17 protein-coding genes are annotated in these 25,337 nt (G+C 51.3%); 7 read left to right on the top strand and 10 right to left on the bottom strand.

Features of this window, described 5'->3' with window-relative positions:
• Window positions 1–39: 39 nt before the first annotated feature.
• Window positions 40–3,129 carry a PAS domain S-box protein gene (locus IMY23_RS00785; RefSeq protein ID WP_192820222.1) on the top strand — a complete coding sequence of 1,030 codons (3,090 nt, stop codon included), beginning with the start codon at window positions 40–42 and terminating at the stop codon, window positions 3,127–3,129.
• Between the two features lie 465 nt (window positions 3,130–3,594).
• On the opposite strand, the gene IMY23_RS00780 is transcribed toward IMY23_RS00785, so the two are convergent.
• A complete protein-coding gene (locus IMY23_RS00780) occupies window positions 3,595–3,930 on the bottom strand; it encodes an STAS domain-containing protein (protein ID WP_192820221.1) in 336 nt (111 codons plus the stop codon).
• Window positions 3,931–4,590: 660 nt separating this feature from the next.
• On the opposite strand from IMY23_RS00780, the gene IMY23_RS00775 reads away from it, so the two are divergent.
• On the top strand, window positions 4,591–5,238 hold the full coding sequence (locus IMY23_RS00775; RefSeq protein WP_192820220.1) for a response regulator transcription factor: 648 nt from the start codon (window positions 4,591–4,593) through the stop codon (window positions 5,236–5,238).
• 235 nt (window positions 5,239–5,473) lie between these two features.
• Here the strand turns inward: IMY23_RS00775 and IMY23_RS00770 are convergent, their stop codons facing one another.
• Window positions 5,474–5,665 carry a hypothetical protein gene (locus tag IMY23_RS00770; protein WP_192820219.1) on the bottom strand — a complete coding sequence of 64 codons (192 nt, stop codon included), beginning with the start codon at window positions 5,663–5,665 and terminating at the stop codon, window positions 5,474–5,476.
• Window positions 5,666–6,069: 404 nt separating this feature from the next.
• Between IMY23_RS00770 and IMY23_RS00765 the strand changes: the two genes are divergently transcribed.
• Window positions 6,070–7,062 carry a cation diffusion facilitator family transporter gene (locus IMY23_RS00765; protein WP_192820218.1) on the top strand — a complete coding sequence of 331 codons (993 nt, stop codon included), beginning with the start codon at window positions 6,070–6,072 and terminating at the stop codon, window positions 7,060–7,062.
• Window positions 7,063–7,246: 184 nt separating this feature from the next.
• On the opposite strand, the gene IMY23_RS20250 is transcribed toward IMY23_RS00765, so the two are convergent.
• Both IMY23_RS20250 and IMY23_RS00755 read right to left on the bottom strand, forming a co-directional pair.
• Complete coding sequence (locus IMY23_RS20250; protein WP_192820217.1) at window positions 7,247–8,374, bottom strand: endonuclease/exonuclease/phosphatase family protein; 1,128 nt, start codon at window positions 8,372–8,374, stop codon at window positions 7,247–7,249.
• Between the two features lie 564 nt (window positions 8,375–8,938).
• The gene (locus IMY23_RS00755; protein WP_192820216.1) at window positions 8,939–10,042 is read right to left on the bottom strand and encodes a PA0069 family radical SAM protein; all 1,104 of its coding nucleotides are present in this window, start codon (window positions 10,040–10,042) and stop codon (window positions 8,939–8,941) included.
• Window positions 10,043–10,329: 287 nt separating this feature from the next.
• Between IMY23_RS00755 and IMY23_RS00750 the strand changes: the two genes are divergently transcribed.
• Window positions 10,330–10,758 (top strand): hypothetical protein, encoded by a 429-nt coding sequence (locus tag IMY23_RS00750; protein WP_192820215.1) that lies wholly within the window; start codon window positions 10,330–10,332, stop codon window positions 10,756–10,758.
• Between the two features lie 322 nt (window positions 10,759–11,080).
• Here the strand turns inward: IMY23_RS00750 and IMY23_RS00745 are convergent, their stop codons facing one another.
• From IMY23_RS00745 to IMY23_RS00720, 6 genes are all read right to left on the bottom strand, one after another.
• On the bottom strand, window positions 11,081–11,485 hold the full coding sequence (locus tag IMY23_RS00745) for a cytochrome c (RefSeq protein WP_192820214.1): 405 nt from the start codon (window positions 11,483–11,485) through the stop codon (window positions 11,081–11,083).
• Window position 11,486: 1 nt separating this feature from the next.
• Window positions 11,487–12,137, bottom strand: coding sequence for an SCO family protein (locus tag IMY23_RS00740; RefSeq protein ID WP_192820213.1), 651 nt, complete (start codon window positions 12,135–12,137; stop codon window positions 11,487–11,489).
• Window positions 12,134–12,556, bottom strand: coding sequence for a hypothetical protein (locus tag IMY23_RS00735; RefSeq protein WP_192820212.1), 423 nt, complete (start codon window positions 12,554–12,556; stop codon window positions 12,134–12,136). Before IMY23_RS00735 ends, IMY23_RS00740 begins: the two co-directional genes overlap by 4 nt.
• 546 nt (window positions 12,557–13,102) lie before the next feature.
• Window positions 13,103–14,089, bottom strand: a complete 987-nt coding sequence (locus IMY23_RS00730; RefSeq protein ID WP_192820211.1) for a hypothetical protein — start codon at window positions 14,087–14,089, stop codon at window positions 13,103–13,105.
• Window positions 14,090–14,196: 107 nt separating this feature from the next.
• Window positions 14,197–14,463, bottom strand: coding sequence for a hypothetical protein (locus IMY23_RS00725; protein ID WP_192820210.1), 267 nt, complete (start codon window positions 14,461–14,463; stop codon window positions 14,197–14,199).
• A 195-nt stretch (window positions 14,464–14,658) separates the two neighbouring features.
• Window positions 14,659–15,291 (bottom strand): hypothetical protein, encoded by a 633-nt coding sequence (locus IMY23_RS00720; RefSeq protein ID WP_192820209.1) that lies wholly within the window; start codon window positions 15,289–15,291, stop codon window positions 14,659–14,661.
• A 1,363-nt stretch (window positions 15,292–16,654) separates the two neighbouring features.
• Here IMY23_RS00720 and IMY23_RS00715 point away from each other — a divergent pair.
• The 3 genes from IMY23_RS00715 to IMY23_RS00705 all read left to right on the top strand — a co-directional run bounded on the left by IMY23_RS00715 (window position 16,655) and on the right by IMY23_RS00705 (window position 25,098).
• Entirely contained in the window at window positions 16,655–22,975 is a 6,321-nt protein-coding gene (locus IMY23_RS00715; protein ID WP_192820208.1) for a gliding motility-associated C-terminal domain-containing protein, read from the top strand.
• Window positions 22,976–22,981: 6 nt separating this feature from the next.
• A complete protein-coding gene (locus IMY23_RS00710) occupies window positions 22,982–24,001 on the top strand; it encodes a type IX secretion system membrane protein PorP/SprF (protein WP_192820207.1) in 1,020 nt (339 codons plus the stop codon).
• 704 nt (window positions 24,002–24,705) lie between these two features.
• Window positions 24,706–25,098, top strand: a complete 393-nt coding sequence (locus IMY23_RS00705; RefSeq protein ID WP_192820206.1) for a hypothetical protein — start codon at window positions 24,706–24,708, stop codon at window positions 25,096–25,098.
• Window positions 25,099–25,337: the final 239 nt, after the last annotated feature.

The following is a 25,337-nucleotide window of genomic DNA, read 5'->3' as shown; positions in this document are numbered from 1 at the left end:
AGGCAAAACAGTTTCTTTAGCATTGAAAGGTAAATTGGCATGAGCGAAGAAAGAAAAGCAGCAATTGGCCTGGCCCATGATTTCTCCCTGCTGCGCCAGCAGGCAGAAAAACTGCAGAAGCCGGTGAGCGAGGTAGATGTGCAGAACATGGCGCCCCATGAGGTGCGCCGCCTTATACAGGAGCTGCAGATTCATCAGGTGGAGCTGGAGATGCAGAACCACCAACTGCAACTGGCCACGCAAGACCTGGAAGCCGCCACCGCCAAATACAAAGACCTCTACCACCAATCGCCGTTTGGGTACGTGACCCTAGATGAACACGGCCTGATTGAGGAAGCCAATGCCAAAGGTGTAGAATTGCTGGCCGCCGATGAAAAGCAACTGCTTTCGCGCCGATTCAGCCAGTTCATTCATTCAGACAGCCTTGACGCGTACTACGGGTTCTTCAAAAAGATGCTGCTCTCCAACGGCCCGCAAACGGTAGACCTGCGCATCTTGGCAACTTCAGGCTATGCGTACTACGTGCATTTAGAGGGAATCTTGCTGCGCCATGACAACCACCCAAACCAGGTACGCATTGCGTTTGTAGACATCTCTGAACAGAAAGAGGCGCACCTGGCCCTTTCGTACAAAGAAGCTACTTTATCGGCTGTCATCAACAGTTCCCTCAATGCCATACAGGTGTTCAAGGCGGTGCGCAACCAAGACGGCACGCTGCTTGATTTTGAGTGGGTGCTGCTCAACAAAACCGCCGAGCTTTTCCTGGATTACACCCTAGACCAGTTGCGCAGCCATAAGTTGATGGAACTGTACCCCGCCCTGCTGCCCGACGGCCATTTTTACACGGCGATTCAGGTAGTGGAAAACGGACAGCCCGCCACCTTCACCACCCGTTTCAGCAAGAACGGCAAAGACCACTGGCTTAACTGCGTGGCCGTGAAATTAGACGATGGCTTTGTGCTCACCTTTGAAGACGTGACCCAGCAGCGCATTGCCAATGAGAAACTGCAGGAAAGCCAACTGCTCCTCTCCAAAATGGCCGAGGCCATGCCTGATTTTATTTACGTGGAAGACCTGGTGCATGGCCGCAACCTGTACACCAACCGCAATTTTCTGGCTTTTCTGGGCTACACAGACGCAGACGTGAAAGGCCACCCCCGTGATTTACTGGACTCTCTGTATCACCCCGAAGATGCCCATCTGCTGTTTGAGCGCCGCCAGCGGTTTGCTGAGGTCCAAGACGGTAAATTTCTGGAGTCACTGGTGCGCATCAAAGACAAGGAAGGCACCTGGCGTAACATTTTTTTCCGGGAGACGGTGTTCAAGCGCGGCGCTTCCGGCGTGCCTATTCAATTGGTGGGCACTGCCCAAGATATCACCCAGAAACTCAAAGCCGAGGAAGACCTGCGGCAGAAAGACAATACTATTTCCGCCATTCTCCAGAATCTGCCGGTCATTATCTGGCGCATAGACAAGGAAGGGCGCATTACGCAGGCGGTGGGTTCTGGTTTGCAGAACATTGGCTACCAAGACCATGAACTGGAAGGCCGCTTAATCACCGAGGTGAACCCTAGCATTGTCCCCAACATTGAGACCGTGCTCAAAGGCAACACAGAGGTGTTTGTGGCCCAGGCAGAGGTAAACGGCGAAACCATCTACAAACAGAATTACTTTTTGCATGACCACGCCACCGGCGGCGGCATTGGTTTCTGCCTGGACATTACCGAGCAGAAGAAAGCAGAAGCCGAGGTGCAGTTCCAGACCATGGTTCTTAACCAACTGTTGCAAAACCTGCCCCTGGTGTTGGCCCTTATTGACAAACAAGGAAACTACCAGGATATTAGGGGAAATGGATTACGCAGCGTTGGTATTGCGGACAATGAACTGGTAGGCAAAAGCATTTATAAGGTTTTCCCGTTTCTACGGGACAACATTCAAGACGTGCTCTCGGGGCAAATCAGAAGTTTTACCGCCGCTTTTGACTACCAAGGCAAGCAGGTTTATTTTCAGAACTACGGGTTTCTGGATGTGCAGAACAATTTGGGCATCGCCTTCGGAATTGATATCACAGATTTGCAGGAAGCCCAGGAAAAACTGACCCTGGAGAAGGAATTCTCAGAAAATCTGCTGGAAACCCATTTGCACGGCATCGTCGCCCTGGACAATAACTTGACCGTGACCGCCTGGAACAAAGCCATGGAGCAGTTCACTTCCCAAGAGAGAGCCGGCATGCTGGGCCGCTCCCTTGAGCAAGTTTTGGCAGGTCAGGCCCACGGCCGCCTACTTCAGAAACTTAAGCGCGTTCTGATGGGAAAGCCCCTCACTCTCACCAGCTTCCCGTTCTTGCCAGATGAAAGGTCCTTTGAGATTAGCCTAACACCTTTATTCACCGCTGAGAAAGAAGTTTCTGGCATTCTGGGCATCATACGTGACACCACTAGCCAGAAATTGAAGCAAACCGCCGAAACGAAACATAAATTACAGCAGCAAAAAGCCATTATGGATGCGGTGCTCACCACCCAGAACGAGGAGCGCAAACGCATTGCCGAAGCCCTGCACAACAGCCTGGCCCAGTTGCTCTACGCCGCCAAACTCAACCTGGAGGAAATCAAGGACAAAATACCAGAAAAGGAAGACTTGAAAGACCCCTTTGAAAAGGTTTACAGCTTTCTGGAAGGCGCCATCAAAGAAACCCGAACGCTGGCCCATGAGTTGATTCCCAGGGTTTTGGAGGACTTCGGGCTGCGATCTGCGCTCAAAGACCTGGCCACCCGCTTGTCAACCGGCTCCTTTACGGTGCAGTGCGTGATCACAGGCTTTGACACCCCCACCGACTATGAAATTGAGACGCACCTGTTCCGGTTTGTGCAGGAACTCCTCAACAACGTGATGAAACACGCCGAAGCCACGGAGGCCTTGGTGCAGGTAGTGGACACCGGCACTGCCGTGCGGGTGCGGGTGGCCGACAACGGCAAGGGCATGCCGCCTTCCATGCTGGAGCGCGCCTCCACTTCCAAAGGCATTGGCCTGACCACCATCAGATACAGGGTGAAGCTTTTACAAGGCACCATGCAGGTACACTCAGCCGCTGGCGAAGGCACTACCGTGACCATAGAATTCCCGCATTAAATCAGGCGTGTACTTGTGTGCAGTAAGGCCAGCTCCGTTATGCGTGGGCTCTTAGCAGAACTGCCTTGGCTAAAAAAGCATAGGGTATGACGATGCAAGGTAAAACCCATAAAGAGTTTTGCTGGATCACCTATAAGCCGCTCCAGAAACGTCAGCCAAGAAGTAAAAAGATAAGAATTCCCGTTTTCGGGCTCATTTCTGAAAATGAGCCCGAAAACGGAAATCGGGCAGTGATTTACCTTCGACTCAAATTAAACTTTGCCAGAAATCCAGCAACAAGTGGATAATTCAAAAGACCTGAACAGAAGAGAAATTGCCTTCGCCGGTATTTTATCAGCAGGCGCCAAGGCCAGAGCAAAATAGTTTGTGCCTAACCCTGGTTTATGCCAGCAGGCTGAAGAAAGAAATCAATACAGGAAGCGGGATTGGTAAGAAAAAAAGAGAGGAGTAATGTTATCGCATAGGCTAGCGTAATTGCATGAGGGCGTCTTCTTTAGACGGCACAATGGTCATGAGGTGGTGAAGCCCCAGCAGTTCAAACACGTTCTTGATTTGGCTGCTCATGCCGTACAGCACCAGGCTGATGCTGCGGGCCTCCAAGGTACCCAGGTGGGAAATAAGCACGCCCAGACCCGCCGAAGAAATGTAACGCAACTCCTGGCAGTCTACCCATAAGTGCTCCACAGACTTGGTCATGGCAATCTCAATTTGTTTGTCTACCTCCAGGCAGGTAGAAGCGTCCAATTCCCCCCGTAACCGCAGGATGTAAGCCGTTGGTTCTTCTTCAATGATAATCTCCATAGACATTTTTTTTTGAAATTATAAAATTTATTAGATACAAACAAAAACCTGACAATTTATTATTTGACCCGTTATAAGTGGGTTGAACTGCGGGGTTAGCACTTTTTATAGCCTTCGTGCTAAAGGGTGAGCGCATGCGCAACAATTTTCAATGCCACTTAGCTTCTTCCTCATAACCCCAAGGAAACCAGCCACTTTCATTAAAGAGCCCACACGTCTGAATCTCACATGAACCATACTTTCTCCTGAGACGTGCCCCCCCGCCAGAAGAAGCCGTAATTTGCACAGACCCAGTATGGGTGGACATCATAATCCCCGCCCCCCCACCTGCTGCCTACCGGTTCTGTGCAAATTGCCCGCCTAAAAGCCGCCTTGACCGTATAGAAAAATTATAAAACCAACAGAAAAGACCTCCAACCCCGTAACTGTCTCTACTTAACAAAGATACACGGTGAAACTGGCATTAAGTATGTCATTAATACCCAATTAGCGTACTCGTATTAATACTGAATTCCAATTATTCTGTAACCTAATTGGAAATTGGTGAGTCAAACATATTAAATTCGTATAAGTAATGTATTGGTTTGTGGGCACCACGTTCACCCAAGGTCCATTATAAATTCACCCAGACAAGGGAATGGCTTATTTTTTCAGAAAGGTATGGTAAAGGTAGTATTGGTGGATGACCACACCATCATTAGAGACGGGTTAAAATCACTGTTAAAATCGGAAAGGTCTATTCAGATCATTGGTGAGGCCGCCAACGGCCAGGAACTGTTGGAACTCTTGAAAACCACCGCGCCAGACGTGGTGATGCTGGACTTGAACATGCCCGTGATGGATGGGTTTGAAACGCTCAAGCACCTCCAGGAAAAACACCCAGACGTGAAGGCTCTGGTGCTCACCATGTTAGACCAGGAAAGCTATGTACACAAAGTACGTGCCTCTGGCGCCACCGGCTTTGTGCTCAAAACGGCCGGCCGAGATGAACTGGTGCACGCCATTAAAACGGTGGCCAGCAACAACAGCTTTATCTGCTCTGAAGTAGCGCTTAAATTACTCAACCGCTCCCCCGTGGATGGCGCCACTCCTGAGGGGTTCCAGAAACCGTCGCCGGAGTTGTCAAGAAGGGAGATGGAAGTGCTGCGCCTTATAGCCGAAGGTTACACCAACGCAGAAATTGCGGACAAACTTTTCGCCAGTAAGCGTACCATTGAGAGTCATCGGCAGCACCTCATTGAGAAGACCAAGGCCCGCAACACCGCCACGCTTATCAAGTTCGCCATACAGCAGGGACTTATAGACTAAGCCGAAGAAGTAAAAAACGAAGTCCCGTTTTCGGGCTCATTTCCAGAAATGAGCCCGAAAACGGGACTTTATGCGTTAAGTTGATTTCAGGGCTATGCTTCCCTGGGCCTATTTTGACGTAAGAATCAAGAGAACCTTCCTAAGAAAGATTGTGCCTAGCCCCAGTTCAAACAGAAGCTACTTCTACCAGATCATCTACAAAAATGACTTGGTTAGGCATTTGCGCTATCTGAGCTTACTTTTTGAGACGCGGCAAGACAAACACATTGCTTCCTTTCAGGGGGCTCACCATGTAGGTTTGCCGCAGCGCCTGCAGTTTGGCGAAGCATTGGTTAACGGCTGCATTGTCTACCGGTATTTCATGGCTGTTTTTCAGCAATGTCTCAATGGGCATTCCGGCAACTTTCTTTTTGACCACGGTATTCATAAAAATGGGTACTGGTAAAGGAGTATAGCGTTACGTGATGCAAAATTAATGTAGAAACAGCTAAAGTAGAAATTATGACACAATAACCTACTACCGGGCCGGTGAATATTTCAAAGATGTTGTTGCATCTAAAAGTAAATACTATCTTTACCTAAACCAACTGAATTGCCATGCAACCTATACTGGGCTTCCTGTTTTTCTTTTTGGGCCTGCTGGCGTCTTTGGTAGCCTGGCTGATTGGGCTTATCTTCTAAAGAACCCATTCTCTCCCACGTTCCAAAACGCTTTTTACGGGTATTTTTGGCCTGTTCTCAGCATTCTTTCGCCTTTACGCCTGCCTGGGTTTGAGGCCTATTTCTGTGTGTTGCCTCTGTTAGCAGGAAATTTTCCGCATTCGCCTGTTTATGCCCTCCACCCCGGCTTCTGACCGTATTAGATTAATGGCCTTAATGCTAGTGGTGGCACTGCTGCTGCTGGGGGTTAAGTTCACGGCCTACTTCCTTACCAATTCCAACGCCATTCTCACCGATGCGCTGGAGTCCATCATCAATTTTATAACGGGTGGCTTTGCGCTGTACAGCGTGTACCTGGCGGCCAAACCTAAAGACCAGGACCACCCCTACGGCCATGGCAAAATAGAATTTCTCTCTTCTGGCCTTGAGGGCACCCTCATCACCCTGGCAGGTATTGGCATTATCATCAAGTCTATCTACACGCTGGTGTACCCAGAGCCCATCATGCAGATGGACATTGGTATTTACCTCACGGCGGCGGCCGGGCTGGTCAATTACGTAGCGGGGCGCTACCTGGTGCGCAGAGGCACGCAGTCTTCGTCGCTCACCATTATTGCCAATGGCAAGCACCTGCTTTCAGATGCCTATTCCAGCGCGGGTCTGGTACTGGGGCTGGGCTGCATCTATTTCACCGGTTTGCTGTGGCTGGATTCCGTGGTGGCCATTATTTTCGGGTCATTCATCACATACACAGGATATGGCCTGGTCAGGAACTCCATCTCCGGGGTAATGGACGAGGCCGACCACCAGTTGATTGTCCGCATCATTACGGTGCTCAACTTTCGCCGCCGGCCCAACTGGATTGACCTGCACAACATGCGCGTGATCAAATATGGCAGTCAGCTGCACATTGACTGCCACCTCACCTTGCCCTGGTACTTTAACCTGCAGGAATCACACAAAGAGGTAGACGCGCTGCAGGAGGAGATCACGCAGGAAATGGGCGATGTGGTGGAACTCTTCGTGCACCTGGACCCTTGCCTGCCCCCGGCCAGTTGCCGCCTCTGCACCAAAGCAGATTGCCGGGTGCGGGAGCATGACTTCGTGGGCCGCGTGGAATGGACGCTGAACAACGTGATTGAAAACGAAAAGCACGTGCTGTAATAGCTCTGTCCAACACTTAACCATGTCTAAAAGGCAGGTTAATTCGGTTATTCTCCCTACTAATTCACTGGAATTCCCATCCTATTAAAACCGCCAAATCTGCTTGGAAAAGAAAACCTGTTTTCGGGCTCATTTCCGGAAATGAGCCCAAAAACAGAAACATTATTACGTTAAATAGCCGGTGCTATTTTCGCGGCTTTTTCATCCACAAATCGGTGACAATTGGGTAATGGTCTGAGAGGTTCTGCCTGATAGTTCTGTACCCCGAGCCCACCAACCTTCGGTCATGCAGAATGTAATCTATTCTTAACACAGAAAACAAACCGTTGAAGGTGTTGCCCAATCCCCAGCCACTCTGCAGAAAGGCGTCTTGCAGGCCTTTGCTAATAGTATTATACGTGAACGAGGCCGGCGGGTCATTGAAGTCGCCGCAGACAATGACCGGATACGGCGATTTCTTGATGTGCTCTGCCACCACCTGCACTTGTTGCGCGCGCTTCACAGCCCCAACTTGCAGGCGTTTCAAGATGTTGCGCGAGGCCATGATTTTCTCATCATTGGTGGGCTTGGCGTTGGGGTTACCCAGGAACTCATAGTCTTCGCGCTTGAACCGGTTAGACTGAAAATGCACGTTGTACACCCGCACTGTATCTTGTCCTATTCTAAGGTCTGTAAAAATACAGATGTTGTTGGTGATCTCATTGAACAGAATATTGCCGCGCCCCACAATGGGGTATTTGCTGAACGTGGCAATGCCCCAATGGTCGGTGCCGCGCAGGGTTTCTGTGTAGGCCACGTGTTGGTTCTTGGCGGGCTGCAGCTGCACCAGGGTGTCCAGGTTGTTGCGTCCTTTCTTGGCCGAGGTATAGAACTCCTGGAAGCAGACAATGTCCGGCGCTTCGTCTTGCACCATCTTGAAAATCTTCTCACGGGTGAGGGGGTTGCCGGTCCAGTTGTAGAGGTCAAAGAGGCGGGCGTTGAAACTGAGCACGCGGGTTTTCTGCGCCTGGGCGGGCACCTCGGGCTGGGCCAGGTTGAACTGAATCTGGGTGCGCAAATTATCAAACCCCACCAAAACGGCAAACAACGAAATGAACAGTGCGCGGCTTTTGATTAGGAGCCAGTACAACACAAAGAGCACGTTTACCAGCAGCAGCACGGGGTAGGTCAAGGCCACCAAACTGGCCGACCAGAAAACAGCCGGGTTCACGTAAGACGAAAAATGCGACACCACCAGCAACACAGCCGCCCCTATGTTCAAGGCCACAATGAGTTTAAACAAGAAACTGCGCTTGATATTCTTACCTGCCACTATGCGTTGCTAAAGTCAATTCCCTTTGCATAAAGATACAAACCGCCAGATTGTTTCACTAAGCCTCCTGAAAAAAAGCTGGCCGGCAAAGGATACTGCCATGCCTTCAAAACCTCCCAGAATTCACTTCGTATACTTAGTTCATCCCTGTCTTTAAAAGAACGCCCTTACTTCCCTTTTTCGTACTTAAAGCAAATTTATCGGTAAGATGCTTTAGTCATTTGGTTACTAATTTCTTAAATAACGGTACCAATAACTGCGAATGAACCCGTGGAACATTTTTCAAAGGCCTTGGCACTGTTTTTCAGATAGATCAAATTCCTGAGGAAAGGAAAGAACCTTACCAAACCGCCTACCCGAGAATCCATCGCTCCTGCTTTATTCTTGGCTGACAGTTTTTGAAGGGGCATTCAGGCTTACAGCCCTACTGCCATTCTGACACTAGACAAGTATCAATATTTCACATCCTGTTTCTTATCAGAGGTTTCTGTTCCGCCAGTTAAAGCGCAGCTTTATAAGTTTATATGGCGGTTTGCCCGATAAAACTAGAAAAGTCTGTGTTCCTTAAAACATAGAAAGCTGTATGCCCTTTCTGGGGGTGAAAGCCGTGAAATCATACGGGGGCATAATGCGGTCCTTGAAATGTTTTCTGAGCGAAATCTTAAAGAGCGATTTGATGGTCTCGGCCCATTGCCCCTCCCCTACCATGCGCCGCCCGAACTGGCTATCGTTTAAATTTCCGCCGTGGCAGGCCTTGATCTGGTCTAGAACTTTTGTGGCGCGGTCTGGGAAGGCTTTGTAAATCCAGTCTTCAAAGGTTTCGCCCACCGCCCCGTTCAACCGCACAATGGTGTACGCCGCCGACAAAGCCCCCGCCTGCGCCGAGGCCTCCAGAATGGCGGGCACCTCATGGTCGTTGAGGCCGGGAATAATGGGCGCCACCATCACGTTCACCGGTAACCCGGCCTGGGTCAACGCCTCTACCACGGCCAGCCGTTTGGCGCCGGTAGCGGTGCGGGGCTCCAGCTTTTGCCGAAGCTCCTCTTGCAAGGTGGTAATGGAGATGTTCACATGGAGCAACTGGTGGGCATGCAGTTCCTGTAACAAATCCAGGTCCCGGAGAATAAGCGCGTTTTTGGTGATGACGCTCACCGGGTGGCGGTATTGCAGCAGGACTTCCAGCAGGCCTCTGGTGATTTTCTTCTTGGCCTCTATGGGTTGGTAGCAGTCGGTGTTGCCCGCCAACATGATGGGCCTGACCACCCAATTGGGGTTCTCCAACTGGGCCCGCAGCAGGGCGGGCGCGTTCTCCTTGATGATGATTTTCTGCTCGAAATCAAGGCCCGCCCCGTACCCCCAATAGGCATGGGTGTTGCGGGCGTAGCAATAAACGCAGCCGTGTTCACAGCCTTGGTACGGATTCATGGAATAGGACAAACCCAAGTCAGGGGACTTTACCTCATTCACTATCTTTTTAGGGTGCTCCTGAAAGAATTGTGTGACGCCCGGCTTCTCCCACGGCTCGTCCAACCCTTCTATATGGTCGCTCACATAGGCTTGCTTGAGAAAGGGGTTAACCGGATTGTATTGCGCCCCTCGTCCCTTAATGAAGCCCTCAGATTGAATGGGCACCACCTCCTGCTTGTCTTGCTTGCGCCTGTTTTCCATAGCTAAATATATTAGCTAAAATTTCATTTCGCAACATAAAACTAATTTATTTAGCACATGCGCTTTTTATGTTAAAGGCAAAGATTGGTGCGCAAAAGTTTAATTGGTGAATCTTTTACTCAGGTATTCTTTCTGGTTTTATAGCTATTTGCCTGATGTTATTTATCTGAGAAACCACCGAATTAATACGTATTTTTCATACAAAACTGAGTTTTAACAGCTTTGATTTGGCTTAATATTTTAGAGACTCGTAGGATAAATTGTTTGTTTGTTTAACGCTAAATAAAATGAAAACTATGAAATTCAACGGATTAAACTGGGTGGCTGCAGGCGCCTTGGCAGCAGTATTAGTGCTACCTTCTTGCGGCGGAAACAAGGAAGACCAAGCTAACGGCACCACCACCGATAACACCTCAATAGACGCCAACAGCATGGACACCGGCACCAGCACCACCACTGACATGGAAGGCACTACTACCGGCACCACAGATGCAACCACCACCGGGACAACAGGAACAACCACTGGAACAACTGGCACAACCACTGGTACTACGGGAACAACCGGCACAACCACTGGTACTACCGGTACAACGGGTACTACAGGTACAACTGGAACTACCACGGGTACAACGGGAACTACAACCGGAACCACCACCGGCACTACGACTGGTACCACCGTAACCACGGGAACTACTACCGGCACAACCGGCCGGTAAGATTAGGTTAGGTTTGTTCATGAAAATGCCTGCGAAGAGACATTGGCACCAGCCGTTATCTTCGCAGGCATTTTCATGAACGGGCGTTTGGCTTGGCCTCAAAATGACCTTAGTTTAAAACCCCCAAAAGCCTGGCGCATCAACTGCCAATTGTCAAGCAGAATAGTACTCCTCAATACATAAATCGAAAAGCCGGTAGTTTTGCGTTTTTGGCTTTGTTTCTGAAAATGAGCCCGAAAACGGAAGCACAGCCCAGCCTTTCAAATGCTAAGGAGTAAAATTCAGGTAAGAAAATGTAAGGCCAAGGAAATGGATAAGCCCACTACGGGCAAAGCTTGACTTGCTCCCTTATTTCGCCCAGGGAGACGCGCGTGGCCGGTGATTTGAATTCTTTGTGCAGGTAATTGATGACGTTGGCAATGTCTGCCTCTGAGAGTTGCGTGTTGCCGGGCATGGCCTGGTTATAGGGTTTCCCGTTGACCTCAATGGGGCCTTGCATTCCGTTTTTGATGATGCAGGCCAGCTGGGCCCGGTTTTTCTGGGTGTAGTCTGAGTTCAGGAGCGGCGGAATGACCCCGCGCAGGCCTTCGCCGTTTTCCAAGTGGCAACTGGCGCAGTGGCGGGTGTAGAGGAGCTTGCCTTCATCGGTGCGCTCCGTGAAGCAGCCGTTCAGGCCAAGGCCTATGCCTGCCAGCAGAAACAGGTATCTTTTCCGAAGCCCCCGCATGTTATTGCCCTTTCTTTTCGGCCAGCAACTTGTCCATGTCTTTCAGGAGTTTGTCCACAGATGCAGCGTCTGTACCGTCATAATGGCCGCGCAGGTGGCGGTTTTCATCTACCAGCAGAAACGCGCCGCTGTGCTCAAAGCCGCCGGGCACGGTCTTATCTTCCATGGCGCTGGTGAGGTAATGCTTCTGGGCCAGATTCAGGATGGTGTCTTTGTCGCCGGTCAGGAAATGCCAGGTGCTGCTTTTCACGTTCAGGCGCTGGGCGTAGTCGCGGAGCACGGCCACGGTGTCATGCGTGGGGTCTATGGAATGTGACAGCAGGGCCACGCGCGGGTTGTCTTTGTATTTCTCATACACGCGCAGCATCTGGCTTTTCATCTTGGGGCAGATAGACGGGCACGACGTGAAAAAGAAATCAGCCACGTAAATCTTGCCTTCCACGGTTTTGGGTGTGACCAGGGCGCTGTCCTGGTTCAGGAACGCGAAATCAGGGATGGAATGGTACAGCGTGTCTACCTGTTCCTGGCCGTTCACCAGTTTCACTTGCGGCTCGCGCGGCCCCAGAATGGGAAGCGCCTTTTCGTTTTCGCCCTGCGTACAACCCGCCAAAACTGCCAGCCCGAAGGCCAATCCTAAGAATGTATGTCTCATTTCTGTGGTGTGCTTAACTGGTTTTGGAGCGATTTGGCGCGCGTCAGGCTGTTTTCCATGCGGCGCCAGACCTGCTCCATTTTTGCTTTTTCCTGCTCCAGGTACTTGGTTTTTCCCTCGGCCTCCTGCCGGTCTGGCTTGTAGGCGCGCATCCATTTCCACATGGCCTCATCGGCGGCCGCCAAAGAATCTATGGCCGGGGCTACTTGCTGCGTAATTTCCGGATTTGCCTTTCCCAGGGAATCCTGTAGCTGGGCAAGCATTTCCTTCCGAAGCGAAATTTCCCCCATGCGGGCCATGGCCGAGTCATGCAACGTGATCACTTCAGCCTCTAACTTCTCCTGCTGTTGCGCCGGCGAAGGCTCACAGCCCACCAAACCCAAGGCTAGCATAAAATAAATACTTCTCCGAATGTTCATACTAGGTGTGTGCCGCTACTTGCTGAGGCAAAGGTAAACCCGCCAACAGAGAACGCATAGCCTTTTGTGAGATTATATCATCATGACGAGTTTAGGACCACAGGGGTGATTTTAAAGAAGGTAGCAGCCGCCGTCCTTTCCGTTTTCGGGCTCATTTCTGGAAACGAAGCCAAAAACGGGTTGATCTAAAGTTTTGAGACGACGCCTTAATGGTTGATGGGAAGTCCATGTGCTTGTTGGTAATTACACCAACAAGGGCGGTAGTTTTTAGCTTATAGTTTCCAGATTTAGGAAGGCCTGGTTTTCAGAAATAACACCAATATGCGCGAACAAGGTGAAAGCTTAGAGACACAATTTTCTGTTTTCGGCTTCATTTCTGAAAACGAGGCCGAAAACGGAAAACCAAAATTCCACTCTCACGCTTAAAAACCGCTAGGTATGGGCCACCGCGTAAATTCAAAATCACTTCTTTTAGCTGATTTCCTTTGCCTAAAAACAAAAAAGGCCACCCATGAAAGGTGGCCTTTTCAAAATCTATCTCAAATATTACCAACTGAAATCTTCCCTAGACGGTGGTTGCGAGCCTTGGCCGCGCACGTGCCCAGACATGGGGTCAAAGCGGCGGTGCTGGCCTTCTTCTGACCTGAAATCGCGGTCATTACCCCAGCTGAGGGAACCGGCCATGTTGCCGGAGTTTTCGCGGCGGCCTTCGCCTTCCTGTCTATAACCTTGGTTCCGGCTAGAGTTGTCGTCTTGCTGTTGGCCGTAGGCGTGGTACACTCCCTGGTCATGGCCCACCTGCAAATGGTTGCCCTGGCCTAAGTTCTGGCTGTACTGGCCTTGGTTGTAGTGGGATTGCGCGGTGTCATAGATTTCATACTGGCTGTCATCATTTCTACGCGAAGTATGGCGGGTGCCAATGTCCCGAACGCCGCCGTTGGAGCCGGCGCGGTCAGATGGTTCCCAGCCGCGGGTGTTGTCGGCGCCCTGGGTGCCATAGCGGCCAGAGCCGTCATACTGCTCGCGCTCACCTTCAGCAAAGCTGTTGTGGTCACGGTAGGCGCCGTACACCTGGCGGTTCACTTGTTCTCTGTGGTGGTCATGCCCATGGCCGCTGGCCCACTTGCCGCCCTGGTCATCTGGCCTATGCGACCCGTTTCTGGCAGAGCCCCAGCCTTGCGCCCCGCCGTAGCTGCCCATGTTGCCATAGTTTCGGGCGGCAGCCCGAAGGCCGTTATTGCTTTCCCCCGGAAAAACGTTGGGGTTGTCAAAGCGATCGCCCTGGCGGTTGGGGTCACGGCCAAAGTCTGGTTGCCGGTTGCTGGAACCGCTCTGCCGGTCCTGGTCAGAGCCGTAGTAGTCGCGGCTGCGGTAGTCATACCGGCTGTCATTGTCGTTGAAATTGTTGCGCTGGTTGAGGCGGTCATATTCCCCGTCGCGGCGGTCTGTGTCTTGGCGGTAGGCGCCGCGGTATTGATCTTCGTCCTGGTTTCGGCGGTGGCCGAAACCTTGGTTTTGGTGGTTTCTGTTCATGAGGCTAAGGTTTAAAGTTAAACTCCAACAGTTCTTGTAAACGAAAGCGGGGAAATTCTGTTTTCGGCCTCATTTCTGGAAACGAGCCCGAAAACGCCGCTGGCCCGCTACTTGGTGCGCAGGTTGTTGGCGTTGCTGCCATCCAGTTCCCAGGTGTCTTTCTCCTCGGCGGCGGCCACGTTGCCCGCGGCTTTGGTTCCTTCGGGGGCGGTGTCAAGGTAGTCAGTTTCCTGGGCTTCGGTGCCGCTGCCGCCGCGGTCTGGCTTGGCTATCTCCTCGGCCTCAGACTGATTGCCACTGGTGGGGCTGGGGTTTTGGTCGGGCAGTTTTTGGCTCTCGTCTGAATTGGTGATTTTGTCTTTCTCAATGGGCATAAAGCGGTTGCATAAACGCGCGGCCTGGTTGCCGCACACCTCCTTGTACGAAGCCCCGGCATTTTGTTTATTACCAAATCATGAAGAAACCCCGTTTTGGGGCTCATTTCCGGAAATGAGCCCCAAAACGGGGTTTCTATTTTATGCGCTTACAAGTATAGCCTTCCCCAAAGGAAAAAGGAAAACGCGGGCGGCTTAGTTTTCGCTGAAGGGCTCCAGTTTGATTTTCTCAATCATGAGGTATTTCTTGAAGTCATGCAGCATGCGGGCCATCTCCTTGTCTTTTTCTTCCATGCCGGCTTTCTCGGCATCGGCGGCTTCTATGGCCGTTCTGAGCTGTTCCAGGCTCTGGCTCATGTGGTCGCGGGCGCCCTGGGCACGGGTTTTCAGTTCGTCCTCCATTTCGGCGGAGCCAATGTTGTTGTCCAGTTCCTGCAGGCAGACTTCCAGAAAGGGAATCATGTCCCAGGGGTTGTTGGGGCGGTTCCAGGTGAACTCAATGTTGCAGCGGCGGCATTTGTAGCGGTTGAGTTTCCAGTTGGCCTCATTGGTGACCACGCCCACTTTCTTGAGCAGGTCCATTTTGTTGCAGGTGGGGCACTGGGCGTGGTCCTCAATAATGCCTTTGAGGGTTTCATGCTTCTCCAGCACCTGCTGCCGGAAATCAGCGTGGTTGTAGATTTTCTCGGTGAGGCGTTCGCAGGCGGCGTTCAGGTCCTGGTGTTCCTGGGTCAGGCTTCCCTCCTCGGCTAGCCGCTCGCCGCGCTTCTTAAAGAATTGGATGAGTTTGATGACTTCGCGTTCGTTCTCCGTTAAATGCTGCTTCATAGGTGCGTGGGGTGTCTATAATGGGCAAAGATACGCAAAAGCTGCCATGGAATTGCTGGTATCTGCAAGTTCTGCCCAGGCCTTAAAGCGGTTCCGTTTTCGGCCTTATTTCCAGAAACAAGCCCGAAAACCGAAGTCTTCTACCTCCATCCAAAGTATAGACGCATTCGCTTCATTTACAGAAAGTTACGAAATAAATTCAGGGATAGGCAGTAGCCGAAGGGCAAAAGAAAAGCCTCTCCCGCTTGGTAGCGGAAGAGGCTCTCTGAGAACTGGAGCAGGCGGAACAAATGTCAACGTTTTCTGTAGCATATCCCCCAATAGGCACCAGATCTTTTTGACGCCCCCATTTGCATGGGAGTGACCGCCGCTCCATTATATTTTTCAGCAGACTGTTTCTGCTTTTTTTACTTGTGACAAAGGTACTTGTTTCTGCCAGCAGGGTTTCAGAAATTCGGTGAAAGGGTTATTTCTCCGGTTGAATCTAAGCCCGTACAAGGTAAACTATTTCTTCTGAACAAAACAAGTGTTTTGGGTAAGAAAAAAGTGGGGCAGCCCAAACATTCGCTCAAAACCCTGAAGCATATCCCCCAATATTTTTCAGTTAATTCTCGCTCGCCGGTTTGCACCGGCGTGCTAGCTGCCCACACTTTCAATTTTTTTCAGCAGACGGTTTCTGCTGTGATTCTGATGTAAAATTAGCACGGCGCTTTTTGATTTTTAAACCTATTCGGCAAGTGCTGTATTTTGCCCGTTAAACCGCTGATTTTCTTAGCTGAATCCTGTATTTGGAATGGTTTAAACGGCGGCGGCAAATCCTGTATTCGTCTAAAAATAAAATACTTTTTAACTAAAGATGGAAGGCCCGCCACAAGGCAAATAGAACAATATTTAAGCAAATATAGACGAAAGTAATATACACTTACCTATATCTAATTCTGTATTAAAATATTTATATTGCACAGCAAAAATATAAATCCGAATATTAACGAGTGGTTTGAACTTAAGTTTCAGATATAGTTGTTACCGCCATGAATTTAGCCAATGTAACATCACTTTTCTAACCAGGTCAGGTTTTGCAAGTTGGTTGAATGCTTCTGAATCTTAACAGGTTAGTCCTATTTAAATCTTGTATATGAAACAAAATTATACTCTTTTAGCTTTAGTAGGTTCCTTCACCAAAAAGCCGTTCCCCCTGGCCTTTCTGCTTCCAATTCACCTGATTTCATTCTTGTTTTTATCCAGACGCCCGGCTTTGGCGGTCTGCGCATAACTTCTTCCTTTCCGGTACGCATCCCCCCTTCAGGCTACCGTTTCTATAGTTATATTTTTCGCCCAACATTGAATATTTCTTAATGTCGCTATGTCGCATTTGAAAAGAACTTACCTTATATTACTGTTACTGTTTATTTGTAGCAGCGCCTCTTTTGCCCAGAATTGTGTTGACGCGCCAGATGCCAGACTGGAAGACGCCGATGGAGCTAACTTCATCAATTGCTCTTCTTCAGTGGGCAACAAAGACTATGTTTTAACGGTCAATAATATTTCTTCCACGCAGGCCACCAACCAGTCTTATGTGATTGATTGGGGAGACAACTCTTCCAATACGTATCCGGCTTCTTTCACCACTGCCAGCCACACGTACAAGACGCAGGGGAAATTCACCCTCAAGCTGACGGTTAAAAGTGCATCTGGCTGTTTGGAGACCACATCTTACACCGTTTTCAGCGGTAGTAACCCAGGAATTGGCCTGGCCAGCCCAGGAAACACCTCTGACTGCGCCCCCGCCGTATTTACCTTCAAAATAACCAACACAGAAAACAATTCGCCCACTACTACTTACAAGATCTGGTTTGATGACGGAACGCCCCCGCGCTACTTTACCCAAGCCACCCTGCGCGACACCATCTCCCATGTTTTCGCTATTTCTTCCAAAGGAACCACCAACGGTTTCTCTATGTATGCAGAGGCGTCTAATGAGTGTTTAACCACGCCTGCCAGAATCAGCGGTATCATTGTCTCTACCAAACCAGTTGCGGGCTTTAGCTTTGGCCCTGGCTCCCCACTTTGCGTAAACCAGAAGGTAGATTTTAAGGACACTTCCACCGGCGGCTTTAACGGCAACAACCCTAACAACAGCGGCTCTTACAGACGTAACTGGTCTATCACGCCCAGCACCGGTTGGAGTTATTCCACCGGGAATGCCACCTCTGAGCAGCCGTCCATCATTTTCCACCAGGCCGGCGTGTACGTCATGAAACTGGCGGTGACTCCTTTGGGAAGCAACCCATCCTGCCAAGGAGATGAAATCACCAAAACCATATTGGTGCAGGAACCCACCCAAGCCGCTTTCAACCTATTGCCAGATAAAACCGATGGCTGTGCCCCCAACCTGGTACGGACCGAGAACCTGACCCCGGGCACCTTTGTAAATTACAACTGGACCATTTCACCCGCCGAAGGCGTGACCTTTGCCTCTGGCACCGCCACCTCGGCCAATCCAGAGTTCCTGTTCTCTGCTTCTGGTAAATACACGGTTACCCTGACCGCCACCAACGCCTGCGGAGTCACCACTGCCAACCGTGAGATTGTGATCCGGGACAAACCGGTAGTTTCGCTACCCGCTGCTGCTTCTTACTGTGGCCCTCAGACCATTTCCTTCTCAGCGGCCAACGCAGCCCATGCCCCGGTCTTTGATGCGCAGGGCGGCACCATTATCCGTTACCTGTGGACCTTACCCGCAGGGGCAGACGCCCGGTTTGAGAACCCAGCCATGGCCGACCAAGCCAACCCCACCATTCTGTTCACCCAGCCTGGGGTGTACGAAGTAAAAGCCCAGGTTTGGAATGAATGCGGCGCTTCCAGCACGGCTACCCAAACCATCACCATCAATGCCTTACCATTGGCCCCTACGGTGGCCAGCGCGCTTATCTGCCAAGGTACCACGGCTACCTTAGAAGCCCAAGGCAATGGCTCTACCTACCGGTGGTTTGCCAGCCCTACTGCCACTACTGCTTTGTTTACTGGCCAAACGTTTACCACTCCAGCGCTTTCAGCTACCACTACGTATTATGTAGAAGCGGTTTCAGCCAATGACTGCGTAAGCTCGGCCCGTACCGCAGTGACGGTAACTGTTCAACCGCTTCCGGCTGCCCCAATTGCTGCAGATGTAACAGCCTGCGCGAATACCACCGTGACTTTAAGGGCCACTGTCACCAGCGGTGTGGCAACCTGGTTTGCTGAGCCTACCGGCGGGACCGCCTTGGGCACCGGTGAAACGTTTATAACGCCTGGCTTAACCACCACTACTACGTATTATGTAGCGGCTATCACTCCGGAAGGTTGTGCTTCTCCTTCCCGCACGGCAGTAAAAGTAACGGTACAACCCGCCATTGCCGGCAACACTATTGGTCAAGCCCACACCTTGTGTATGGGAGGCACCGCTACTGCCCTTACCGGCACGCCTTTGACCGGGGGCACCGGCAGCTTCTCTTATCTTTGGGAAAGTAGCTTGGACGGAACCACATTTGCCAACGCAGCCGGCTCACGCACCTCCGCCAATTACAGCCCGGGTAAAATCACCCAAACAACCTGGTACCGCCGCCGCGTGACTTCCGGCACATGCGTGAGTTTCTCCAATGTGGTGAAAGTATCTGTAGTTCCGCCGGTTGCCAACAACACCATCCTTACCCCAGACCTTGTCATCTGCTCCGGAACCGCACCAATGCGCCTGCAAGGTGAAGTACCTTCCGGCGGAAACGGTGGCACTCCTACCTACCTGTGGGAAATGAGCACTACCAGCGCTACTTCGGGCTTTACAACGGCCACTGGCACCAGCACCGGTGTTTCTTATCAGCCTGCTACTTTAACCAAAACCACCTGGTACCGCAGAAAAGTAACCATTGATGGCTGTATGGATGTTTCACAGGCAATAGCAGTCTCCGTGAACCCACTGTCTTTGCCACCCACGGCTGCCAGTGCGACCATTTGCAGCGGCACTACCGCTACGTTAACCGCCACCGCGCCAGGTGGTCCTTATGAATGGTACACCGCGGCCACCGGCGGCACGCTGTTGCACACCGGCGACGCCTTTACAACTCCGGCGCTCACCACCACTACTTCTTATTATGTACAGAGCACGGCTACGGGCGGCTGTACTGTAGCCCGGACGCAAGTAAAAGTCACGGTGCAGGCTCCTATTGCCACCAACACTATTTCACAAACCCAGGAAATCTGCGAAGGCGCCACGCCAACCGCCCTTACCGGTACCAAACCAGTAGGCGGAAACGGCGTGCCGGTCTACCTCTGGGAAATAAGCACCGATGGCCAAACGTATTCTACCGCTCCGGGCATAAGCAATGGTCAGCACTATGCGCCAGCTGCCCTTACGGCTACCACGTGGTTCCGTCGTAAAGTGACAATGGGCGCGTGTACAGCTTATTCCAACGAAATCAAGATTGGAGTGACGCCTAGCATTGCGCCTATTACAATGCCTGCTGACCTTTCTGTATGTGCGGGATCGCCGGTTCCGGCCCTGTCTTTTGGCGATGCTTCCGGCGGCACCGGTACCTTCACTTATAAATGGGAGAAAAGCACCACCAGCGCTACCACCGGTTTCACTGATGCCACAGGTTCGTTCAGAAATGCCACCTATGCCCCAGGCGTGATTTCTACCACCACCTGGTACAGACGCATCACCTATTCCGGCAGCTGCCAACTGACCAGCGGGGCCATGAAAGTGACGGTCTTGCCGTTGCCAACTGTGCCAACTGCTGCCGTAGCTAACACCACCATTTGCCAAGGCACTTCTACTGTAGTAACGGCCACACCGGCTAACTCAGACTACCAAGTGCAGTGGTTTGACGCCGCCACCGGCGGTACGCTCTTGCATGAAGGCAATGCCTATACAACTCCGGCACTTACCACTAATACCGCTTACTATGCTCAGACCGTAGCTTTGAGCGGTTGCCCGTCCGCTACCAGAGTGGCCGTGAAAGTAACTGTGAACCCGGTGATCACTAATAATACCGTACCGACAGGGCACACCATCTGTGCAGGCGCAACTTCCCCGCAATTGGTTGGCAGCGTGCCTTCCGGCGGAACCGGTACTTTTGTGTACGCCTGGGAAATGAGCACCACCAGCGCATCAACGGGTTTTGGGCCTATCACCGGTATCATCAGCACGCAGGTTAATTTCAACCCGGGTACGCTCACCCAGACTACCTGGTACCGTAGAAAAGTAACGTCCGGAGCCTGCTCAGACTATTCTGAGGCTGTGAAAGTAGAAGTGCAGCCAGCCATAGAGCAGAACACCATCTCCGCTGAACAAAGCATTTGCGCAGGCGAAACCCCAGCCACTTTGGTGGGAACCTTACCAGTGGGCGGAACCGGTGACTTTACCTATATCTGGGAAATGAGCACCAACAGCGCCACGTCTGGATTCACGGTTATCCCTAACGCCGACGGCAAGGATTTCGCGCCGGCTGCCCTGACCAAAGACACCTGGTTCCGAAGAAAAGTAACGTCTGGTGCTTGCGCCAATGTGATCAGCAATGTGGTGAAAGTGTCGGTGGCGCAGTTGCCGGCCAACCCTGTGGTACAGGCCGCCACGGTTTGCCATGCAGAAAGAGTGACATTGGTAGTGAAGAGCCCGGTGACCGGAGTGACGTACCAATGGTTTGAGGCTGCCACCGGCGGTTCTGCCCTGGCCGCAGGCACGTCTTTCACCACAGGCAACCTCACCCAAAGCGTTATCTATTATGCGCAGGCCTTGGCAGGAAGTGGTTGCACCAGCGCCCGCATTGCCGTGGCGGTAACTGTGCAGGAGCCTCTGGGCAACAACTCGCTTTCCCAAAACCAACAAGTGTGCGCCGGCACGGCCGCTGTTCTTCTCACCGGCTCTACCCCAACGGGTGGAAGCAGCACCTACACCTACCAATGGGAAAGCAGCCAGGACGGCGTGAATTTCATCATTGCGTCAGGTTCCAGCCAGGGCATCAACTACAACCCTGGCACGCTGTACCAAACCATGTGGTACCGCCGCGTGGTGAAATCCGGGGGTTGTGTGCCGTTGGTAAGTGCGCCAGTGAAGGTATTGGTGAATCCACCTATGTCTAACAACTTCATCACCGCCGACCAGGTGATTTATGGCAACACGCGCCCGGCTCCTTTCTCGGGCACTACCCCTTCTGGCGGCGATGGCGCTTATGTCTATGAATGGCAGTCAAGCACAGATGGCCGCACGTTTACTTCAATTGACACCAACGGCGCTACCAGAACCTACACCTCCAGCCCGTTAACCCAGACTACCTGGTTCAGAAGAATGGTCTTGTCTGGTGGTTGTCAGAACATCAGCAATGTGGTGAAAGTGACGGTGAGCGAACTTGTTTCGCAGAACACCATTACCGCTGATCAGAACATTTGCGCGGGTGCAGCCCCGGAGACGTTGTTAGGTTCTTCACCGCTTGGCGGAGATGGCACCTTCAATTATGGCTGGGAAATTAGTACCACCAGCGCCACGGCCGGTTTCACCACTGCCCCCGGCACCGCAGATGACATGCACTACACGCCTGGCGTGTTAAACCAGACCACGTGGTTTAGAAGAAAAGTAAGTTCGGGCTCCAGCACCTTGGTTTCTAACATTGTGAAGGTAACCGTAGTGAAGGCACTTGCCCAGAACACGGTTTCCGGGGAACAGACGGTCTGCGTGGGCTCTGCGCCGGCCAGGTTGATCGGTTCCTTACCAACGGGTGGTACTGGCACATTTACTTACGTGTGGGAAATGAGTACTACTAATGAAACGGCAGGTTTCATTACGGCCACAGGCACCAACACAGAACAACATTACACGCCGGGTGCGTTGGTGCGAACCACCTGGTTCCGGAGAAAAGTACTTTCAGGAGGTTGCAATGTTTCTGAAAGCAATACCATTCAAGTGACAGCCACGCCGCTACCAGTAGCTCCTTCGGCTATGAACCAGGTTATCTGTGCCGGCAATTCTGCCACCGTGGTAGCCAGCGGCACCACCGCCGGAGCCGTGGTTGAATGGTATGACCAGGCCACAGGCGGCAGGTTGTTACATTCCGGAACTTCTTACACTACACCGGCACTGACCGCCTCCACCATGGTGTACATGCAGGCAGTAGCCCAGAACTGTGCCAGTGAACGCGTGGCGGTGCAGTTAACCGTACCAGGCGCCACCGCCAATGCCGGCGCAGACGCCACCATTGAAACGGGGCAGTCAGTGGAGTTGCGGGCCTCAGGCGGGGTAACTTACCAGTGGTCGCCTACCACCGGCTTGAGCAGCGACAAAATTGCCAACCCAGTGGCCACGCCTACCAAAACCATTACCTATAAAGTGACAGTGACCACCGCCGATGGCTGTACTTCTACCGATGAAGTGGTGGTGAACGTGTTGGATCCAATCAAGGTCCACAATGGCTTCACCCCGAACGGTGATACCTTCAATGACACCTGGGAGATTCCTGAACTGAAAGACTACCCGAGCTGCACCGTGGAGGTGTACAACCGTTGGGGCAACAAGGTGTTTGAGTCTAAAGGCTATACACAGCCTTGGGATGGCCGCACCAACGGACAAGCCCTGCCCGCTGCTACCTATTATTACATCATTAAGCTAGACGGGAAAGAGCGCATTCTGTCAGGCAACGTTACTATTATTAAGTAAGCACCCATGAAAAAGCTTGCATTATTCGCCGCCTTGCTGTTGGGCATGTTCCAGGCCACGGCTCAGCAGAAACCGCAGTACAGCCAGTATCTGTTCAACAATTACCTGCTCAACCCGGCCTTGTCTGGCATTGAGAGCTACACAGATGTGCGCATGGGCACCCGCCGCCAGTGGGTAGGCATTGACGGAGCCCCGGTCACATATTACCTGAGTGCGCACACGTCGCTGGGTACCAGTGACCGGAACGCGCCTACCGGGCAGCAGACAGGCAAAGGCTTCATTCCGAAGATGCCGGTGGCTAACTCCCGCAAAAACAAATACCACAAGTCGCGGCCACACCACGGGTTTGGGGCCATGGCACAGGTAGACAGAACCGGGCCGTTGAGCAACAGCAGCCTGACTGCTACCTACGCCTACCACCACCCTTTGACCAGACGCATTAACATGTCAGTGGGTATAGCCAGTGGTTTGGTGCAGTCCAAGTTGGACGGCAACGCCATCCGGATGGGCCGTGAAAACGACCCCGCCATGCAGCACGGCCAACTGACCAAAACCAAGTTTGACCTGGGCCTGGGGACCTGGATCTATTCAGACAATTTCTATGTGGGTTTTTCTGCGGCCCAATTGCTCACCGACAAAATCAAAAAAGACGAAGGCCTGGATGCTGCCCAGCATGAGTTGCAGCCCCACTTCTTCGGGACGGCCGGGTACCGCCTGCGTATAAGATATGACCTGAGCCTGGAGCCGTCGGTGATGGTGAAGTTGGCCAACCCAAGCCCCGCGGCCGTGGATTTCAACCTGAAAACCACCTATGCCAACCGCATCTGGGCTGGGGTTTCTTACCGGCACCAGGACGCCGTAGCCGTGATGACCGGTATGAACGTGAACCACATCCTGGACATCGGCTATTCTTATGACCTGACCACCTCAGAATTGAGCAACGCCAGCGCCGGAAGCCATGAACTTATTGTAGGCATCAAGCTTCATAACAAAGGCCGGCTTCTCTGCCCGCAGTGGCTCTGGTAGTTTAACTTTTACATTTTACAGAACCCCCTTCCGTTTTCGGGCTCATTTTCAGAAATGAGCCCGAAAACGGAAGGGGGTTCTGCTTTCAGCCTACTCTCCTTTCCAAAGACTACAGCCTAAGGAATCACCTTATCTTTATTTCTTTTCCCGAGGTGAACCCAATTGTCTCTGTGTAATTATCTGCTTGAAAGTACCCTTTCTCTGAAGCCCCAATATCCATTGCTCAATTTCCCAAATTGGACGCTTGAACACTCCCTTTTGGAGGCGCACTCCTGAAAAGGCAAGCTGGGCTCAAGTAAGTTATCTGTAGTGAATCAGGTTTAAGGCTCACCGTAATAAGACTCCCCTCTCCAATTTTCGCGAAGCATCTAGTGCTGAGTTCTCGCAAATGTCAATCAATAGGTCTTCCTACTGACTTGCTGCTCAACTTATACTATATATTCAATATTCTATATTCCTGAAATAAATTTCACCCAAACACTTTTATAACATTTATCAAAGAATAAATCAAGACCAGAATTATAACTTTACCAACAAGTTAATTATATAATAATCATAAAGACGCCTAAAACCAATATTCTACAAAACTCAATTTGAATCAAGGCGTTAAAGACCATATAAGAAATTTAAACATTACCAAGATTACAAAACCAAGCCAACCCCTACCAAGCATCCATATTGTTCAACAACTTATTCTTACCACTATGAAAAACTTTACTCTAACTGTTTTCTTTTTAGTTGCTTTGACTGTTAGCGCAGTTGCCCAGAATGCCCCTTCCAACCCAGCTTTGGACAAAGCCAGCAGCACCATTACCCGCCTGATGGTAGAATCTATGGGCTTAAATGAAAACGAATACATCAAACTCAAGAACCTAAACCAGGAACGGTTGGCCAAGACCACCGAGGCTGACAAAATGTACGCCGATGATGCGGAGATGCGTGACGTTCGTCTGAGAGAAATTGAAGATGATTTTGAAACCAAACTGTTCAAAATGTTGAATGGCCGTCAGGTAGAAGCTTACTCGTCGTTCAAGTCAAAACCAGAGGCTAACTTTCTTTCTTTAGCCAAAGAAGCTTCGGCTTCACCTAAAAAATAAGCGTATCCCCCATACGCCAAAACAGGAAAAGGGCACTCTAACGGGTGCCCTTTTCCTGTTTTGGCGCCATCTATCCTTCTCATGTTCAGTCAATATGTGTTACAAATCCTCAACTTGGTATAACTACGGAATCTTGCTGAAAACCCATTTTAGACTAACCTAGCCTTGGCTGGAATCGTAAAGAACGTACCTTGATTTTCTAGAGGTTTCTCCCTTATGCAGGGCTTCAGAGAAAAGGT

Source organism: Rufibacter sp. LB8 (genome assembly GCF_014876185.1).
Lineage (GTDB): Bacteria > Bacteroidota > Bacteroidia > Cytophagales > Hymenobacteraceae > Nibribacter.
This window is presented reverse-complemented; position numbering and strand designations above follow the sequence as displayed.

Coding starts and splice junctions, on each gene's coding strand:
- IMY23_RS00755 (WP_192820216.1), bottom strand. CDS start 10,042: ATGGAAAACAGGCGCAAGCAAGACAAGCAGGAGGTGGTGCCCATTCAA.
- IMY23_RS00710 (WP_192820207.1), top strand. CDS start 22,982: ATGAAAAAGCTTGCATTATTCGCCGCCTTGCTGTTGGGCATGTTCCAG.
- IMY23_RS00720 (WP_192820209.1), bottom strand. CDS start 15,291: ATGAAGCAGCATTTAACGGAGAACGAACGCGAAGTCATCAAACTCATC.
- IMY23_RS00745 (WP_192820214.1), bottom strand. CDS start 11,485: ATGCGGGGGCTTCGGAAAAGATACCTGTTTCTGCTGGCAGGCATAGGC.
- IMY23_RS00730 (WP_192820211.1), bottom strand. CDS start 14,089: ATGAACAGAAACCACCAAAACCAAGGTTTCGGCCACCGCCGAAACCAG.
- IMY23_RS00780 (WP_192820221.1), bottom strand. CDS start 3,930: ATGGAGATTATCATTGAAGAAGAACCAACGGCTTACATCCTGCGGTTA.
- IMY23_RS00725 (WP_192820210.1), bottom strand. CDS start 14,463: ATGCCCATTGAGAAAGACAAAATCACCAATTCAGACGAGAGCCAAAAA.
- IMY23_RS00740 (WP_192820213.1), bottom strand. CDS start 12,137: ATGAGACATACATTCTTAGGATTGGCCTTCGGGCTGGCAGTTTTGGCG.
- IMY23_RS00715 (WP_192820208.1), top strand. CDS start 16,655: ATGTCGCATTTGAAAAGAACTTACCTTATATTACTGTTACTGTTTATT.
- IMY23_RS00750 (WP_192820215.1), top strand. CDS start 10,330: ATGAAAACTATGAAATTCAACGGATTAAACTGGGTGGCTGCAGGCGCC.
- IMY23_RS00705 (WP_192820206.1), top strand. CDS start 24,706: ATGAAAAACTTTACTCTAACTGTTTTCTTTTTAGTTGCTTTGACTGTT.
- IMY23_RS00775 (WP_192820220.1), top strand. CDS start 4,591: ATGGTAAAGGTAGTATTGGTGGATGACCACACCATCATTAGAGACGGG.
- IMY23_RS00735 (WP_192820212.1), bottom strand. CDS start 12,556: ATGAACATTCGGAGAAGTATTTATTTTATGCTAGCCTTGGGTTTGGTG.
- IMY23_RS00770 (WP_192820219.1), bottom strand. CDS start 5,665: ATGAATACCGTGGTCAAAAAGAAAGTTGCCGGAATGCCCATTGAGACA.
- IMY23_RS00785 (WP_192820222.1), top strand. CDS start 40: ATGAGCGAAGAAAGAAAAGCAGCAATTGGCCTGGCCCATGATTTCTCC.
- IMY23_RS00765 (WP_192820218.1), top strand. CDS start 6,070: ATGCCCTCCACCCCGGCTTCTGACCGTATTAGATTAATGGCCTTAATG.